This is a genomic window from Candidatus Woesearchaeota archaeon (assembly GCA_030651375.1).
Taxonomy (GTDB): Archaea; Nanobdellota; Nanobdellia; order Woesearchaeales; family UBA12501; genus JAUSFM01.
Genome location: JAUSFM010000014.1, coordinates 1 through 14,412, shown reverse-complemented (window position 1 = coordinate 14,412; position 14,412 = coordinate 1). Strand labels below are relative to the sequence as shown.

Genomic DNA, 14,412 nt, shown 5'->3' with positions numbered 1-14,412 from the left:
TATTCTATATTCATACCTAAAATATCTCAAATAAAAAAGGTGATACCATGGATTCAAATCGTTTTATACTTCTTCTGCTTGCCGCTGTTGCGGTGACTGGAATGTACACAACTGGTATGTTAGCTCCGCTCTTTTCAGATACGGGAGGAGATGGCACTACTGGCTTTGTTGCTGCAGCACCAGCTATTGTCACGGTGCATGCTAATCGAATCGTTGGCGGCGCGGCAATTGCTCTTCCTTTGAATGCACAGCCTGCAAATACTCAAAGCACAGCAGTTCTTCACGGCCAACCACCAGTATGCGAGCCTGGATTTTCTCGCCCCGCTAATCCTCGAGGTGGTGCTGAAGCTACCTATCGCTGTGAATTCAGCGGTGCCCAGCGCGCAAACACACCGAAGCGCATTGGCCGTTCGCTCATTGTTGACTTTTCTCAAGGGGCACAGCAAAATGTACGTGAAATTGCCGTTGACCTAAAGCAGTATCGGGATCCAAGCTTTACGGGCACTGAATCTGCACGCATAAACTTTTATTACTACTCGGCCGGTAGCTGGCAATTTGGCGAATTCTGCATGGTGCGGGCCGATACCACCTGCCGAAAATCATTTGCCCGTTATCCTTCCGTGAGTAAAATTCTGGTGGCAGGATCAGGTTCGTCAGGTGATAGCATGAATACAATTGTACCCTATGTGTCTGATGTCAGAATTAAAAAATAAATTTTTTATTTCTTTCTCTTTTTTTCACTCTTTTCAATCTGACGCAGATACTGGCTCAGTTTTTCTTGTATGCCCTTTTTTAACGCTTCATCAACTGACAGCCGTTTCACTTCATTCTCCCAGTCAATATCAGGCAGTTTCGTCAGCGTTCCCTTAAATTCCCGCCCTGCGTTGTGTGCCTGCGCTTCAATCTCCTGCGCAATCGACGTGCCGAAGAATTTTATCGCCTGAAACTTGGAAATTGAATTGGCGCCTGCTTGGAGCAAATAAGAAATTCGCTCGGTGCGGTCTTCCCAAATGCCGCATTGGATGTCCAGCGTTGGGCATGCGATGCGCAGCTGCGCAATCCACCATGCCTGCTGGTCGGCGCTCGGCACAGGATAGTGTTCCATGGCCGTGCCTTTGGTGGGAATAAGGCCGTAGAGGTGGATTTTGCTGATGTCATATTTTTTGATAAACGCAACCAACAGTGAAAGGTCGCTCTTTTTCTCACCCATGCCGACGATAAAAGTCATAGCGCGCCGGATGTCCATCTCTTGAGCAGCAGAAAACATTTTCTCATACGGTTCGAGCGGCTTTGAGGGGCATACTTTTTTGTGAAGCTCCGGATTTATTGTTTCAGTTGAGCCGACAATTCCCTTGAGATACGGCAGATATTTGAGAAGAAGTGGCTTGGGCACCGGGCCGACGGAGAGCCAGATTTTTTCGCCAGCAATTTCGCTCATCACCTTGAGCATGTCCTCAATCTCATTCGGTGTAAACACGCCAATGCCGCCAGTAAAAAAGCCGATGTCCCAGCCGAGCTGCTTGGCAAGAATCACTTCAGCAAAAATAGACTCCCTGCTTCGTTTTGTTTCAGATGGTTTCTTCCACGTTGGCTGGGCACTCATATAACAGAACTGGCAGTCGCCAATAGTGCAGCCCCAGCTGAAGAAAATCGCGCGCTCGAAATTAGTGATAGCCGGAAAACGCTGGGCGAATATTTTTTGTGCGCGCGGAAGTAATTCTACAACCTCGCTGAAATCCTCTCCGATGATTTCGTTTTCAGCAATTAACGTCTGCATCATCGTGCTTCAGTCACTCGTATAAGGTGCCAGCCGAACTGTGTCTTTACAGGCTTTGAAATCTCACCTGTTTTGAGCGTGAACGCGGCGTTTTCAAACTCCGGCACCATTTGGCCTTTGCCAAACCAGCCGAGGTCGCCGCCCTTTTTTCCTGACGGGCACATAGATTTTTCCTTGGCAACCTCTTCAAACGTCTTGCCGTGCGTAACGTCATACAGAAGCGCTTGCGCCTCTTGTTCTGTTTTCACTAAAATGTGCGATGCGTGGATTTGTTTCATTGTTTCACCTGACTTTATGTAGTTCTTTTAAGTTTTTCCTCGTTTTGCGCGTAGCGCAACGACTCCGAACGAAGTGAGGAGTCGTACGCTGCACAACAGTTTTTTGCGAAGCAAAAAACTGTTGTATGGGGCTGCGGGGATTTGAACCCCGATCGGGCGGCCCCGAACCGCCAATCATACCAAGTTAGACCACAGCCCCGTTTTGTTTCTGAAACACGAAGTACTATAAATTAATATCTCTCATTTAATACCTGCTCAACACCCGATCAATCTGGACAATCGTCTTCTCCCAGCTATACCGCGTGGTAATCGTCTTCCGCGCCAGCTTGCCGAGCTGCTCGCGAATTTCCGGGCGGGTAATAAGCCGCTCAAGCCGCGCTTCAAGCACATCAATATTTTCACGTGGGAATAGCATGCCGTTAAAGTTGTGTTCGATATACTCAACAATGTGGCCAACGGGCGTTGCAACCGGCGGCACGCCGCAGCCCATTGCCTCAAGCGTGGCAAGGGATGATGTCTCAGTTTGCGAGGGAATCACAAAAATATCCATTGCTTGCAAGCAGGGTACGACGTCATCAACAAAGCCGGTGATACGGAAATCCCTCTTTACATAGTTAGTAACATCAGTTCTCGTTCCATCACCAACAATCAGCAAAAACAAATTCAGGTGCTTCTGCTGCAGTCCGGCAAACGCCTTTGCCAAGGTTGGAATGTCTTTTTCCTTGCTGATTCTGCCGCAGTAGCCGATGACTATTTTTCGTGGCGGAATGTCAATCTTTTGTTTTGCCGTTGCTTTGGACAGCGGCGGCATGAACTTGTCACACTCCACACCGAGCGGCACAATCACTTTTCGTGCGGTGATTTTGTGTTCCTCGAGTGTTTTTGCCACGTTTCTCGACGATACCATAATCAGGTCGCACTGGTTGTAAAAATACCTAACCATGTGCGCCACGATTGAAGAAATTATTTTTTTGGTGAATGCTGACGACCGCACCATCATGTGCGAGACGAGTTCCCATTCAACCGAGTGCTTGTATGCAACGACTGGCTTGTGGCACCGGTGTGCTGCGCGGAGTGCAGCAATGGCAAAGGGTGACATGCTGTTGAGCCAGACAATGTCGGCGTCCTTGATATGCGGTGCAATTCGCCCGGGCCGCGCCAGTACTGCACCATACCCTCCCAGCCGGAAAAAGCGCGACGAAGGAAAACGAATGACTCTCGCGCCGTGAAACTGTTCTTCGTACGCGTTACTGCTATATGACGGCGCCAGAATAACAATCTCGTACCGGTGGCCAAGTTCCTGCACCACCATTTCCAAAAAGCGGGTGACGCCGTCTTTCTTGGGCGCAAAGTTGTCTGTTACAATGACGATTTTTTTCTTTGTTTTTTCCATGGTCTCATCTAAGCTTGTAAAAAACTTCTGCGTATTTCATCCGGTGTTTCCGGCCATTGTTGATTGCCTTCCAGTACACGCTCCACAAAAGAGAGAGCATGGCCATCCACTGGCTTCTGAAACAGCGAAGCGCCTTAATTTTCTTGCCGAAGGTGGCGCTGATGTCAACCACCATCTCCGGCAGTTTTCTGGTTTTAATCGTTACCGGTGTCCAGACGTTAAATCCATAGACATGCCCGCGAAATTTATTCCGTTCGCAAAAACCGATTACCCACGCGCTTGCTTCGCGATGATCAATATGCGGGTCGTCGGGCGAATGCGTGAAAATTTTTGTCGGTTTAAACCTTTTGAAATAGGCCTTCATCTGTTGTTCAATCCCCTCCTGGTTGAGTTGGGATTTAAATTTTCCTTCTTTCAATCCGAGAAATATATTTTCTTGTATGCCCAGAATTTTTCCTGCTTCGTCTGTTTCCTGCACCCGTGTTTCGACAATGATGTGCTTCTTAAGCCATGGGTGCGAGTTCTCGCCGAATGAAAAAACAATAACGTTGCTTGTTTTTCCCTCTTCAGCATATTTTGCAAGCGTGCCGCCAACGCCGAAGACTTGGTCGTCGGAATGGGCGCAGAGCACGAGGATGGATTCTTTGGCTGCCATGAGGCTCCTGCCATCAGGAGGGTATTTATAGTTTTCTATTTAAATACCTCCTGTTCATGCAGTCTTTATCATCTGTAAGAAAAAGGCGGTCGCCTTGTTTTTGCCGTAGTATTTGTAGAATCCTTTTTTCTTTTTCAGTTTCCAGATAAGCCGCTGCTTGATGATTCGCTTGTCTGCCGCTGTTGGTTTCCAGTTTTTGATAAGGCCTTTTTTGATGCCAGCATAGGAAACAGAAAATTGAGGAGTGAATCCGCGTTTGCGCATCTCTTTCTTCAGCGCCTCGTGCCGTTGTTTCAAATAAGCAAGCTTGTTCTTGAAGAACTTGATGTGGCCTGTGCCGAGACAGTATTTTTTTGGAATCCCTTCAATGTCCGGATGCTTTTTTGCATACGTGAAAATCATCAAAATCTCGGCGTACTCCGCAACAAGATGCTGGTCAGCAAGATGGCTTGGGCGGATGATGTTGACGCGGACCATAATATGCACCGGCCGGGATTCGAACCCGGACTATCGGCTTGGAAGGCCGAGATCCTACCGTTAGACTACCGGTGCGTTTTTCAGGAGTATTCTTTTTTTGTTATTTATAGTTTTTGTGTGGCCGAGCGCGAAGCGCGTAGGCCGCACGCGGGTTGATAAGGGCGGTAGCCCTTATGCGGGGAAGGCATCCTACCGTTAGACTACCGGTGCGTTGAGTGATTGGGTTTTGACTAACTTTATAAAGTTTTCTTAGGCTCGGCAATGCTTCTCCACCACCAAAAACTTTTTATGCACCCTCTCCAAAAGAGTCGTATGCTCAATAAAAAGCCCCAGAATGGCGTTGACCCGCTGCGAAACGCGCAGGTAACCAAGCAAGCCATGCTTTCTGCGGCAAACAAGGCCTTGGTGCATAAATCAAGAAATCCAACGCTTTCAGACAATGACGTTCTCACACACATCATGAGCAATCTCGACCGAATTCTGCAGGAAGTCAAAGAAGAAAATTAACAAAACAACAATTAACAGAAAATCAATCGCTGTGCACCATGATGTTTGGCGGCGGCATTCTTTTCATCTCAAGAATAATTCCGGCAATAATCAGCACTCCTCCACCAAGGAGCATCCTGCCCGTTGGCACTTCGCCCAGCAAAAAATAGGCAAGCGTAATCGAAAAAATCGGCTGGGTGAGCATACTGATAATTGATACATCATCTGCCTTTACTTTTTGAATTCCATAACTCAACAGCAGGTACGCAAGTCCAGTGCATAAGACGCCGAGCATGAGCAGCCAGAACCAATTCTGTGGGAGGTTTCCCCAGCCCCAGATAAATGGCGCCGGCGACAAAAAAAGCATGGCAAAAAACAGGAACCACATGCTGGCTCCTGCGGTGTGGTTTTTCTCTTCCGCACGCATAAACACCACGAGGAGCGCGCCGGTAATGGCAACCAACAGCGCAAGCACATTTCCCACAATATAGCCGCCCTGAAACGGATTCATGACCACCACACCCACAAGGCCAAGCGCCAACGCCCCTTTTTCGCGGCCCGAGAGCTTCTCATGCAAAAAATGCGAGGCAAGCAGGGAGACAAAAATAACATTCGTCGTCATAACCAGCACCACATTAGAAACCGGCGCGTAATTCAATGCAAAAATAGTGAGCGTAAAGCCGATTGCCATCAGCAGGCCGATGCAGGCGTAGTGCTTCATCTCTTTTTTGAAATTATGAAAACAGGAAGCGTCAATCCATGGCACGAACGAAAGCAGAAAGACAAATCCGATTGCCGTGCGCAAAAAGCCAACGGTCATGCCCGGTACGCCACCGTTGATGAGCTTGACAAAGATGCCGATAAAGCTCAAACAGAGCATGGTTGTCAAGACCGCACTCTGGTGCAGTACGCGCTCACGCATTGTTCCGCCTCTTTTTTTCTTTTCTACTTTTTCTCAACTGCTTCTTTAAATTGTTTCAGGAATGTTTCAAAATCGCGTATCTTGACGCAGGCGCCGCAGGCGTGCAGGTGGCCGCCGCCATATCCCTCAATCCCTTCGAATGCCTTCGGCAGGAGTGACGGAAGGTCTTCTTTGGCTGTGCGCATGCTCATTTTCATCTCATCGCCGCGCCGGCGGCCAATGATGATAACCTTTTTTGGATACAAAAAGATAAACTCATTTGACAGCTCTTTCGTGAAGCTGGTGCGGTCATCTTCATAGGTAAAGACAGCAACATGTTCCTTGGTTTTTTTGATTGCCTCATGCGCCTGCGCAAACAACTCGTCGTATTGTTTCTCAATTCTTCCGGCGTGGTTCATCAGAAATTTTCCACGCGCCGTTGTCTCTTTCATCAATTCATCCGGATGCTCGATACGCGTCATGATTTTGATGCACTTGTGCACCGCCGTGGTGCTGCCTTTCAGCATGAATGAGATTCGCTTCACCAGTTTGCCGAGGGGGGTTTTGAACAATGCCACTTCTGGCTGGGTAATCCCCGCTGGCAAAAGTTCAGGGTGTTGTTTGGTGAATTCTTCGGCATATTCCGGCAGCTGCCAGTCACCCACTGCGCCGACCATACCAATCCATAAATCCTTCTCGTTTCTTGTTGCGCCGTACGCATTCACCGTTGTTGAGCTCGTATCTTTCATGTCTTCATTTTTTGGATTGAAATAGCGTGTCAAACTGCTCTTTTCTTTTTCCGCCGGCCCATGATGGTCCAGCCATACGACCGGCATTTTCCGTTCCCGCATCTGTTCAAGAAACTCCTGCTCAATGACCGGCACATCCAGCACAAATATCTTGTCTGGCTCATAATGCTTGATAGGGTTGATGAACTTGGTGTTCAAACTCGAGCTTTTGACCGGAATGCCCCTGCCTTCGCGCTTGTACCGATACAGGAGCAGGAACGCGCAGAAACCGTCTGGATCATCATCAAAGAAGTAGAGTGGGCGCTGGCACTCATCGAGTTCCTGCCTGAATTTATCCAGTGTTTTTTGTGAGAGCATATACCCCCAGAATGGCTGGGATTTATAAATTGTTTGTGGATGGGAGTGAGAGGTGCGGAGGCACACGGTACATTAACCAAAAGGTTTATATAACAGATTACTATTCCTGTTTCTATGAAACTGAATAGAGTTGGTTGCATTCCTCGTCGGTAATTGTCTTTCTAATTATACCTCTATACAACTCTTACTTTTCCATACCCTAATTGACATGACCTCATTGGTATCGGTTTCATTTCTCTTATCAGGTGATTTTCTATGAGGCAATTACAAGTTGTTAAGATAGGCACGAGTTCGATGTTCCATAACGGTTCAATTGACTACGAGAGATTATCCCGTCTCGGCTATGATCTCGCTCAACTCACTCTTGAGAAAGCCACCGACTCCGTATTGGTTGTTTCGGGTGCCATCCGCTTAGGGATGAAAGATAAAGGCCTCACCGAAAAACCAAAAGAGTCGCCAGATTTGCAGAGTTGCGCACGAGTCGGGCAACCGTTATTAATGGAGGCATACACCCGTGGTTTACGCCAAGGCTATGAAACATACGCTACTGGAGAAGCAACTCCTAAAATCAAACTATTGACCGGACAATATTTAATAACCTACCATAATTTAGACGACACCATCGAAATGAGAAACATTGTTGACGGAATACGACTGGATGTTGGTGGAAAAATAGTGCCTCTGGTGAATTATAATGATGGGGTAGATCCCACCGAAGTTACTCGAGACAACGACAACATAGCAGCACGACTCACGCGGGCACTGGTTGCTGATCGACTAGTCATAATGACTGACGTTGATGGTTTGTTGGATCAAGAAGATAAACTCGTACAACGTGTCACTGAAGTAAACGGGTACGTGAAAGGCTTGATAAGAACTGGCGGCACGGGTACCGGTAGCATGAGAACCAAATTAGAAGCCGCTGAACTATTATTAGGAGCGAACATACCAACTATTATTGGAAATATAAACTACGGGTTGGTGCGATTGCTCGAAAATGAAGAGATACGGACGCTGGTGAAACGAACGAACTAATCACCATTAGAAAACTCTCTCTATCTCTTTATCCTCTTCAACATCCACAAACCTTTAATAACCACAAAACAAGTAATCCCATCACCATGCCCAACCAACCATCCCAACTCAATTTTCATCCCTCCACCAGAAAAGACTGGAGAAACTGGCTGAAGAAAAACCACACAACTGAAACAAAAGTCTATCTTATCAAATATAAAAAACACACGGGAAAGCCAACGGTCACCAACAAGGAAGCGCTCGAGGAAGCAATCTGTTTTGGCTGGATTGACACAACGGTCAAGCGCCTTGATGATGAGCGGTATCAGCAGTGTTTTGTCAGAAGAAACAGCAACAGCAGGTGGAGCCGGAATACGCAGCGCTACGCGCGCGAGATGATAGAACAACGAAAAATGACCAAGGCAGGGCTTGCTGCATACAAACATGGCTTGACCAAGCCGACGATAGACCATAACCTTCCACGAAATCCAAATACGCCGGCTGATTTAACTGCTTCTCTTCAAAAAAACAAAAAAGCCGAAGAATTTTTCAGCAGGATTGCCCCTTCATATCGGCGCACGCTCATCTACTTTGTTGAGCGGGCGAAACGGCCAGAGACAAAAACAAAGCGCATTAGCATTATTGTTGCGAAATGCGCAGATGGGAAAAAATTGTGGTGAAACTATTTTCGCTATTTCTTTATCCGTTTAAGTCGGAAGACGTTTTCTCTCTCCATCTCTTCCAGCCGCAATTTAATGAACTTTCCGCTCTTTTCCATGCTGGGAATCACTGAAAATTCAAGCGCATTAACGCGGCGTTTCGTCTTCTCAATTTCAGCCAGAATTTTTTTCATCGCGGTCTCGGTCTCTGCTGCCTGAATAACTTTTGCAACAACCCGTTCATACGACGTTGTTGCCTCATCAATAGAAGAGGTGCTGTCCATAAAACCATAGCCGCGCTCAAGCAGCGTGGTGGTGCGGTGGGCAGCCCCAATTTTTGGGACCACAACGCCCATGATATTTTTTGTCTCAACCGTAATCTGCGGGTTGTTCTTGATGGCCATCGCAAGCGACGTAATCTTCAAGTCAGTTTCCAGCGTGCGCGCGATGTTTATTTTTTCGAGCGCTGCGCGGTATTCTTGCGCGAGTTCCTGCCGGAGGGTTTTTGCTTTTTTGAGTATCTCAAAGAAGTCAAGAATCAGGCCGTCACGCTTTTTTTTCAGCAGCTTGTGGCCTGACTTTGCCAGTTTAATCCTTATCTTGAGCTTGATGAGCTCACTCCGCGTGGGCTTGATGTCGGCCATTGTTATTTCTCTTCCTTAGTCTCTTTGTGGTACTTCTCTTTCAGCGCCGGGCTGATTCTCGTGAGCTCGCGCTTCTCAAAGCGTCCCAACAATTTCCAGCCGAGGTTCAGCGTCTGGGCAATGGTTCTATCCTCATTGCGTGACTGCTTGACAAATTGGCTTTCGAAATCTTCTGCAAACCGCAGCAGTTTCTTATCTCGGTCAGACAGTGCTTCCTCGCCGACAATCGCGACAAGGCCGCGCAGGTCGCGCCCTTCAGCATAGTTTGCGTACATCTGGTCAGACACTTGCTTGTGGTCTTCGCGCGTTTTTCCCTTGCCCTCGCCAATGCCCAAATTCATGAGCCGCGACAACGACGGCAGGACGTCAACCGGCGGATAATTGTTTTTGCGGTGGAGTTCTCTCGACAACACAATCTGCCCTTCAGTTATGTAACCAGTCAAATCCGGAATCGGGTGAGTGATGTCGTCGCCCACCATGGTCAAAATCGGAATCTGGGTAACCGAGCCTTTTCGCCCGCGAATCATTCCGGCACGCTCGTAGAGCATGGCAAGGTCAGTGTACATGTATCCCGGATATCCCCGTCGACCGGGGACTTCTTCACGCGCCGAGCCAATCTCACGCAGTGATTCGCAGTAGTTCGTCATGTCCGTCAGAATAACAAGGACGTGCATGTCTTTTTCATACGCGAAATATTCTGCAGCGGTCAGCGCCATTCTCGGCGTGACAAGTCTTTCAACTGCCGGGTCGTCAGCGAGGTTGAGGAACACGACGCTTCTCTGTAGCGCGCCGGTTTCTTCAAAGTCCTTGATGAAATACTGCGCCTCCTCGTTCGTGATGCCCATGGCGGCAAATACGACGACAAAATTGCTTTCTTGCCCGACGACTTTCGCCTGCCGTGCGATTTGAAGCGCAATTTCGTTGTGCGGCAGGCCGCTGCCTGAAAAGAGCGGAAGCTTTTGTCCACGAACGAGCGTGTTCATCGCGTCAATGGTTGAGATGCCGGTCTGGATAAAGTCTGACGGGCTGCCGCGCGCGTACGGATTAATTGCCGCGCCGGTAATGTCCAATCTCTTTTCCGGAATGATTTCCGGCCCGCCGTCAATCGGCTTTGCGGCGCCGTTGAGGATTCTGCCAAGCATATCCTTGGAAACCGACAGCTTGATGTTTTCGCCCAAAAATTTGACTTTGCTTTCGCGGTCAATGCCGCTCGTGCCTTCAAACACCTGCACGACGGCAATCTCGTCGCTGGTGTCAAGCACTTGGCCGTTTTTCACGTCGCCATTTGGCATGGTAATCTGGACAAGGTCGTTGTAGCCGACCGGGTCGGTTTTTTCGACGAAAATCAGCGGCCCTGCAATACGAGTGATTGTTTTGTATTCTTTCATTGTGACTCACCTACACCAGTTTGAATTCTGATTCCATGTCCTTCTGGACGCTTTTCAGAAGCTTGTCATATTCTTTGGTGAATTTCGCTTCTGAAATTTTGTCCTTTGACTTCATTCGAATGATATCCTTCATGCGCGTGCCTTGGTCAAGCGCCGCTTTTGCGAGCGTGTTGAAATGGAGCACGGTCTTCATGATAAGATAACTCTTTTCGAGCGTGCAGAACGTGTCGATTTCGTGGAACGCGTTTTGCTGCAGCAAAAATTCGCGAATCATGCGCGCGACTTCAAGCGTGAGCTGCTGCTTGTCCGGCAATGAATCCGAGCCGACGAGCTGCACGATTTCCATGAGCTTTTCCTCTTCTTGGAGAATCCCCATCATGGTGCTCACAATGCTTTTCCAGTCGCTTGCCACATTCTGGGCAAACCACGGCTCGAGCGTGTCAAGATATAAGCTGTAACTCGTGAGCCAGTTTATCGACGGGAAATGCCGCCGCTGGGAGAGTTTCGCATCCAGCGCCCAGAATGTTTTGGTGACACGCAGTGTACTTTGGGTGACGGGCTCTGAAAAGTCGCCGCCCGGCGGGCTGACGGCTCCAATCATGGTAACGGATCCTTCGCCGGTTTCTTTTGTTTTCCCACGTCCTTTTCCTTTGTCTTCCTTTTTTTCCTCTTTGTCTTTTCTATTTCGCGCGGATAAGGGAATGACGCGTCCGGCGCGCTCGTAAAATTCCGCGAGCCTTGTTGATAAGTACGCAGGGTATCCTTCTTCTCCGGGCATTTCCTCAAGCCGCGATGAAATTTCACGCATGGCTTCTGCCCATCTGCTGGTTGAGTCCGCCATCATTGCAACGGAATATCCCATGTCTCTGAAATATTCCGCAATCGTTGCGCCGACGTAAATCGATGCTTCACGCGCAGCAACCGGCATATTCGATGTGTTTGCGATGAGCACCGTGCGGTTCATCAGCGGATGGCCGCTGCGCGGGTCATTCAGATGCGGGAATTCGACCAGAACTTCCGTCATTTCATTGCCGCGTTCGCCGCAGCCGACATAGACAATAAAGTTTGCGTCGCACCATTTTGCGATTTGCTGCTGCGACACGGTTTTTCCTGCGCCGAACGGCCCGGGAATCGCGCCGGTGCCGCCTTTTGCCAACGGGAACAAGACGTCAAACACGCGCTGTCCGGTAATAAGGGGAATGGTTGGCGCCAGTTTTTTTGCAACCGGTCGTGCCTTTCGGACGGGCCAGCGGTGATGCATGAGGATATTTTTCTTTTTTCCGTGGCTTTCGATGACGCACACGGTTTCGTCAATCGTGTGGTTTCCTGACTGTATGTCAGTAATCGTCGCTTCTTCGTCAGCGCCGAGCACGTTCGGTGGAATCATGATGCGGTGGATATTGCCGGGAGTTTCTTCAACCTCGCCGATGACTTCGCCGCCGTGGACTTTGTCGCCTTTCTTTTTTGTCGGCTTGAAATCCCACTTCTTCTGGTGGTCAAGGCCGGGTGCGTGCACGCCGCGCTCAATAAAGTCGCCTTGCTCACGCTGGAGCACCGGAAGTGGGCGTTGGATGCCGTCGTAAATGCTCGTGAGGAGTCCTGGGCCGAGCTCAACTGAGAGCTGTTCGCCGGTGTTTTCAACGGGTTCGCCGGGCTTGATGCCTGACGTATCTTCATAGACCTGAATCGTTGTTTTGTCTCTGTTAATCTGGATGACTTCACCCATCAGGCGCTGGTTGCCGACGCGCACGACGTCATACATTCTGGCAGCCAGATTTTTTGCTACAACCACTGGTCCGGCAATGCGCTGGAGCACGCCTCTGCTTACCACGCGCGTAGTTGCCGTAGCTGCTGTTGAGGATGATTTTTGTTTTGTTTTTTTCTTGGTTATTTTTGCCATTATCTCACCTTGAGTGTCATGTTGTTTTGTTTGTTATTCATTTGGTATTTTGTTGTGTCTTTTTTTGAGTGTTACCCTGTTATTCGCGCATAAGGTCCACGCCAATCGACTTGATAATCATCCGGCGCAGGGTTTCCTGCGATGCTTCGGTTGACACCGGCACAAAAACCGGGCGCACACTGCGCTCCACTTTTTCGCGCATGCGCTCATTCAGCGTGCGCAGGAGCGCTTCATCAATGATGACAATGCCCGTGTCTTTCTCCAGCAGCGCGTCATCAACTATTTTTTCTGCCTGCACAGCGAATCCGGGTTCGTGTTCGTCTGCTTCAACCGTCACCACTTTTTTGATGCCGGCCAGCATGAATCCAAGGGTGAATCCGCTTCCGCCCACAACACTGATGTCCATTGTATCATTCACCGCGCGATGAGCTCGCGCCCGAGGTATTCTTCAGGCAGGCCCAATCCTTTTCCTTTGATGAGTATTTTCAGGTTTCTCACTTCGATTTCCTTAGCCAGCATGTACCCCAAAATCACGTTAACCGTGAGGAGATGCTGATGGAGCAGGAGATTTGCTTTTTCAAGCAGGTAATGCTGCAGGTGTGTCTCGATATCTATCAGCGACCCTTCTTTTTTCAGGCGATCCATGTCCACACGCTTGCAATATCCTCGTTTTTTTATTTCTTCAACCAGTTCTTCAAGTGAATTTATTTTCAGCAAGCGTCGCAGGGTTTCTCGTGACAGCGTCGCGCCGGAAAAAATCAGATACTTTTCAATTTCTGCGGGGTGCATTTTTTCGCGTTTCAGCCGAAGGAGTGTTTTGATGTTGAGCACATCAATCTCGTGGAGCAAAAATGTTTTGAACACGTCGCCCTGCCCGGCGATGCGTTTGCTGAACTCAAGCATGGTTGCATAATAATGGTGATCGAGCACGTTTTCAATCTCAAACAGGTTGTTGTGTTTTTTGAATGCATCGCGCGCTGCCTTGACGTGTATGCTGAGTTCGCGCGCAGATTCAGGACTGAGTCCTGCGCCGAGGATGTGCGGAATCTCGCCTATCATATCATCAATATGGTCACGCTTGATGAGGTTCAGCAGCACTGCTTTGTTGATTTTTCCCACGTTGAGGAGCATGGGCTCAATTTTTTCTTCTCCACTTCCGGTGAACTTGCCGCGCAGCACGGTCTTGAGATTGTAGATGTCGTACCGTTCAAGATATTTGGTAATAACACTGGCGAGGTTGCCGTCTGAAATGCGCTTGAGCTTGCGCAGCGTTCTCACCAAATTTTTGTCGAGTACTGCTTCGGCGGAACGCAGCCCAAGATGGGTGACGGTCATCTCATCAATTTCCCGCTTGTATGTGGTTTCTTGCAGGAATTTGAGGATTTCATTGGTGCGCATTTTCAGCATCCGATGATACTGTTCAGTACCGATGAGCTTTCCCTTCATCGCGCACACGCGTGCGTACGTGTACGGATGGTCGCCGATAAACAGTTTGTCAAATACCATGCGTGTCTCGTTCACCCGAACAGTATTGTGTTCAGCTCTTGCAAGTTTTTTTCCTGAATTTCTGCGAGGAAATGCTCATAGGTGTAATTAACGCTGACGGTTCCGTCAGCAGTTTCTGCGATGAGCCCGCCCTCAATTGATTTTTCCTTAATCGCCAGCTTTCCGGCGAGCTGCTTGATGAGCTCACGCGTTTCGATGATCTGCTTTGGATCGAGTCCGGCGGTCGGC

At 48.8% G+C, this 14,412-nt stretch carries 17 protein-coding genes and 2 tRNA genes; 4 read left to right on the top strand and 15 right to left on the bottom strand.

Annotation, left to right across the window (positions count from 1 at the left end; translation table 11 throughout):
• Window positions 1-47 precede the first annotated feature (47 nt).
• Complete coding sequence (locus Q7R76_04135; protein ID MDO8642747.1) at window positions 48-713, top strand: hypothetical protein; 666 nt, start codon at window positions 48-50, stop codon at window positions 711-713.
• A 5-nt stretch (window positions 714-718) separates the two neighbouring features.
• Here Q7R76_04135 and Q7R76_04130 read toward each other — a convergent pair whose 3' ends face one another.
• The 7 genes from Q7R76_04130 to Q7R76_04100 all read right to left on the bottom strand — a co-directional run bounded on the left by Q7R76_04130 (window position 719) and on the right by Q7R76_04100 (window position 4,655).
• Window positions 719-1,777, bottom strand: a complete 1,059-nt coding sequence (locus Q7R76_04130) for a radical SAM protein (GenBank protein MDO8642746.1) — start codon at window positions 1,775-1,777, stop codon at window positions 719-721.
• Window positions 1,777-2,073, bottom strand: coding sequence for a peptidylprolyl isomerase (locus Q7R76_04125; GenBank protein MDO8642745.1), 297 nt, complete (start codon window positions 2,071-2,073; stop codon window positions 1,777-1,779). The genes Q7R76_04130 and Q7R76_04125 overlap by 1 nt, the downstream gene beginning before the upstream one ends.
• A 108-nt stretch (window positions 2,074-2,181) precedes the next feature.
• A tRNA-Pro gene (locus Q7R76_04120) sits at window positions 2,182-2,254 on the bottom strand.
• A 45-nt stretch (window positions 2,255-2,299) separates the two neighbouring features.
• Entirely contained in the window at window positions 2,300-3,448 is a 1,149-nt protein-coding gene (locus tag Q7R76_04115; GenBank protein ID MDO8642744.1) for a glycosyltransferase family 4 protein, read from the bottom strand.
• A 4-nt stretch (window positions 3,449-3,452) separates the two neighbouring features.
• Window positions 3,453-4,103, bottom strand: a complete 651-nt coding sequence (locus Q7R76_04110) for a PIG-L deacetylase family protein (protein MDO8642743.1) — start codon at window positions 4,101-4,103, stop codon at window positions 3,453-3,455.
• Window positions 4,104-4,157: 54 nt separating this feature from the next.
• Window positions 4,158-4,580 carry a pyrimidine dimer DNA glycosylase/endonuclease V gene (locus Q7R76_04105; GenBank protein ID MDO8642742.1) on the bottom strand — a complete coding sequence of 141 codons (423 nt, stop codon included), beginning with the start codon at window positions 4,578-4,580 and terminating at the stop codon, window positions 4,158-4,160.
• Between the two features lie 4 nt (window positions 4,581-4,584).
• Window positions 4,585-4,655: transfer RNA gene (locus Q7R76_04100), tRNA-Gly, on the bottom strand.
• Between the two features lie 237 nt (window positions 4,656-4,892).
• Between Q7R76_04100 and Q7R76_04095 the strand changes: the two genes are divergently transcribed.
• Window positions 4,893-5,087: a hypothetical protein gene (locus tag Q7R76_04095; GenBank protein MDO8642741.1), complete on the top strand. Its 195-nt coding sequence runs from the start codon at window positions 4,893-4,895 to the stop codon at window positions 5,085-5,087.
• Between the two features lie 22 nt (window positions 5,088-5,109).
• Here the strand turns inward: Q7R76_04095 and Q7R76_04090 are convergent, their stop codons facing one another.
• Window positions 5,110-5,988 (bottom strand): DMT family transporter, encoded by an 879-nt coding sequence (locus tag Q7R76_04090; protein ID MDO8642740.1) that lies wholly within the window; start codon window positions 5,986-5,988, stop codon window positions 5,110-5,112.
• A 23-nt stretch (window positions 5,989-6,011) separates the two neighbouring features.
• On the bottom strand, window positions 6,012-7,073 hold the full coding sequence (locus Q7R76_04085; GenBank protein MDO8642739.1) for a DHH family phosphoesterase: 1,062 nt from the start codon (window positions 7,071-7,073) through the stop codon (window positions 6,012-6,014).
• Window positions 7,074-7,328: 255 nt separating this feature from the next.
• On the opposite strand from Q7R76_04085, the gene Q7R76_04080 reads away from it, so the two are divergent.
• Together Q7R76_04080 and Q7R76_04075 are read left to right on the top strand one after the other, a co-directional pair.
• The gene (locus tag Q7R76_04080; protein MDO8642738.1) at window positions 7,329-8,108 is read left to right on the top strand and encodes a hypothetical protein; all 780 of its coding nucleotides are present in this window, start codon (window positions 7,329-7,331) and stop codon (window positions 8,106-8,108) included.
• A gap of 86 nt (window positions 8,109-8,194) precedes the next feature.
• Window positions 8,195-8,767, top strand: a complete 573-nt coding sequence (locus Q7R76_04075; protein MDO8642737.1) for a YdeI/OmpD-associated family protein — start codon at window positions 8,195-8,197, stop codon at window positions 8,765-8,767.
• A gap of 11 nt (window positions 8,768-8,778) precedes the next feature.
• Here the strand turns inward: Q7R76_04075 and Q7R76_04070 are convergent, their stop codons facing one another.
• From Q7R76_04070 to Q7R76_04045, 6 genes are all read right to left on the bottom strand, one after another.
• Window positions 8,779-9,396 carry a V-type ATP synthase subunit D gene (locus tag Q7R76_04070; GenBank protein MDO8642736.1) on the bottom strand — a complete coding sequence of 206 codons (618 nt, stop codon included), beginning with the start codon at window positions 9,394-9,396 and terminating at the stop codon, window positions 8,779-8,781.
• Complete coding sequence (locus Q7R76_04065; protein MDO8642735.1) at window positions 9,393-10,778, bottom strand: V-type ATP synthase subunit B; 1,386 nt, start codon at window positions 10,776-10,778, stop codon at window positions 9,393-9,395. Before Q7R76_04065 ends, Q7R76_04070 begins: the two co-directional genes overlap by 4 nt.
• A gap of 10 nt (window positions 10,779-10,788) precedes the next feature.
• Window positions 10,789-12,609: a V-type ATP synthase subunit A gene (locus Q7R76_04060; protein MDO8642734.1), complete on the bottom strand. Its 1,821-nt coding sequence runs from the start codon at window positions 12,607-12,609 to the stop codon at window positions 10,789-10,791.
• A gap of 148 nt (window positions 12,610-12,757) precedes the next feature.
• Window positions 12,758-13,084, bottom strand: a complete 327-nt coding sequence (locus tag Q7R76_04055; protein ID MDO8642733.1) for a V-type ATP synthase subunit F — start codon at window positions 13,082-13,084, stop codon at window positions 12,758-12,760.
• An 8-nt stretch (window positions 13,085-13,092) separates the two neighbouring features.
• A complete protein-coding gene (locus tag Q7R76_04050; protein MDO8642732.1) occupies window positions 13,093-14,184 on the bottom strand; it encodes a V-type ATPase subunit in 1,092 nt (363 codons plus the stop codon).
• Window positions 14,185-14,195: 11 nt separating this feature from the next.
• Window positions 14,196-14,412 (bottom strand): hypothetical protein (locus Q7R76_04045; protein MDO8642731.1); only part of this gene is annotated, 217 nt, incomplete at its 5' end.

Excerpts from the sequence above, each read along its gene's own strand:
- Q7R76_04055 (MDO8642733.1), bottom strand. The coding sequence starts at position 13,084 with ATGGACATCAGTGTTGTGGGCGGAAGCGGATTCACCCTTGGATTCATG.
- Q7R76_04135 (MDO8642747.1), top strand. The coding sequence starts at position 48 with ATGGATTCAAATCGTTTTATACTTCTTCTGCTTGCCGCTGTTGCGGTG.
- Q7R76_04080 (MDO8642738.1), top strand. The coding sequence starts at position 7,329 with ATGAGGCAATTACAAGTTGTTAAGATAGGCACGAGTTCGATGTTCCAT.
- Q7R76_04110 (MDO8642743.1), bottom strand. The coding sequence starts at position 4,103 with ATGGCAGCCAAAGAATCCATCCTCGTGCTCTGCGCCCATTCCGACGAC.
- Q7R76_04050 (MDO8642732.1), bottom strand. The coding sequence starts at position 14,184 with ATGGTATTTGACAAACTGTTTATCGGCGACCATCCGTACACGTACGCA.
- Q7R76_04115 (MDO8642744.1), bottom strand. The coding sequence starts at position 3,448 with ATGGAAAAAACAAAGAAAAAAATCGTCATTGTAACAGACAACTTTGCG.
- Q7R76_04085 (MDO8642739.1), bottom strand. The coding sequence starts at position 7,073 with ATGCTCTCACAAAAAACACTGGATAAATTCAGGCAGGAACTCGATGAG.
- Q7R76_04095 (MDO8642741.1), top strand. The coding sequence starts at position 4,893 with ATGCTCAATAAAAAGCCCCAGAATGGCGTTGACCCGCTGCGAAACGCG.
- Q7R76_04130 (MDO8642746.1), bottom strand. The coding sequence starts at position 1,777 with ATGCAGACGTTAATTGCTGAAAACGAAATCATCGGAGAGGATTTCAGC.
- Q7R76_04090 (MDO8642740.1), bottom strand. The coding sequence starts at position 5,988 with ATGCGTGAGCGCGTACTGCACCAGAGTGCGGTCTTGACAACCATGCTC.
- Q7R76_04065 (MDO8642735.1), bottom strand. The coding sequence starts at position 10,778 with ATGAAAGAATACAAAACAATCACTCGTATTGCAGGGCCGCTGATTTTC.
- Q7R76_04075 (MDO8642737.1), top strand. The coding sequence starts at position 8,195 with ATGCCCAACCAACCATCCCAACTCAATTTTCATCCCTCCACCAGAAAA.
- Q7R76_04105 (MDO8642742.1), bottom strand. The coding sequence starts at position 4,580 with ATGGTCCGCGTCAACATCATCCGCCCAAGCCATCTTGCTGACCAGCAT.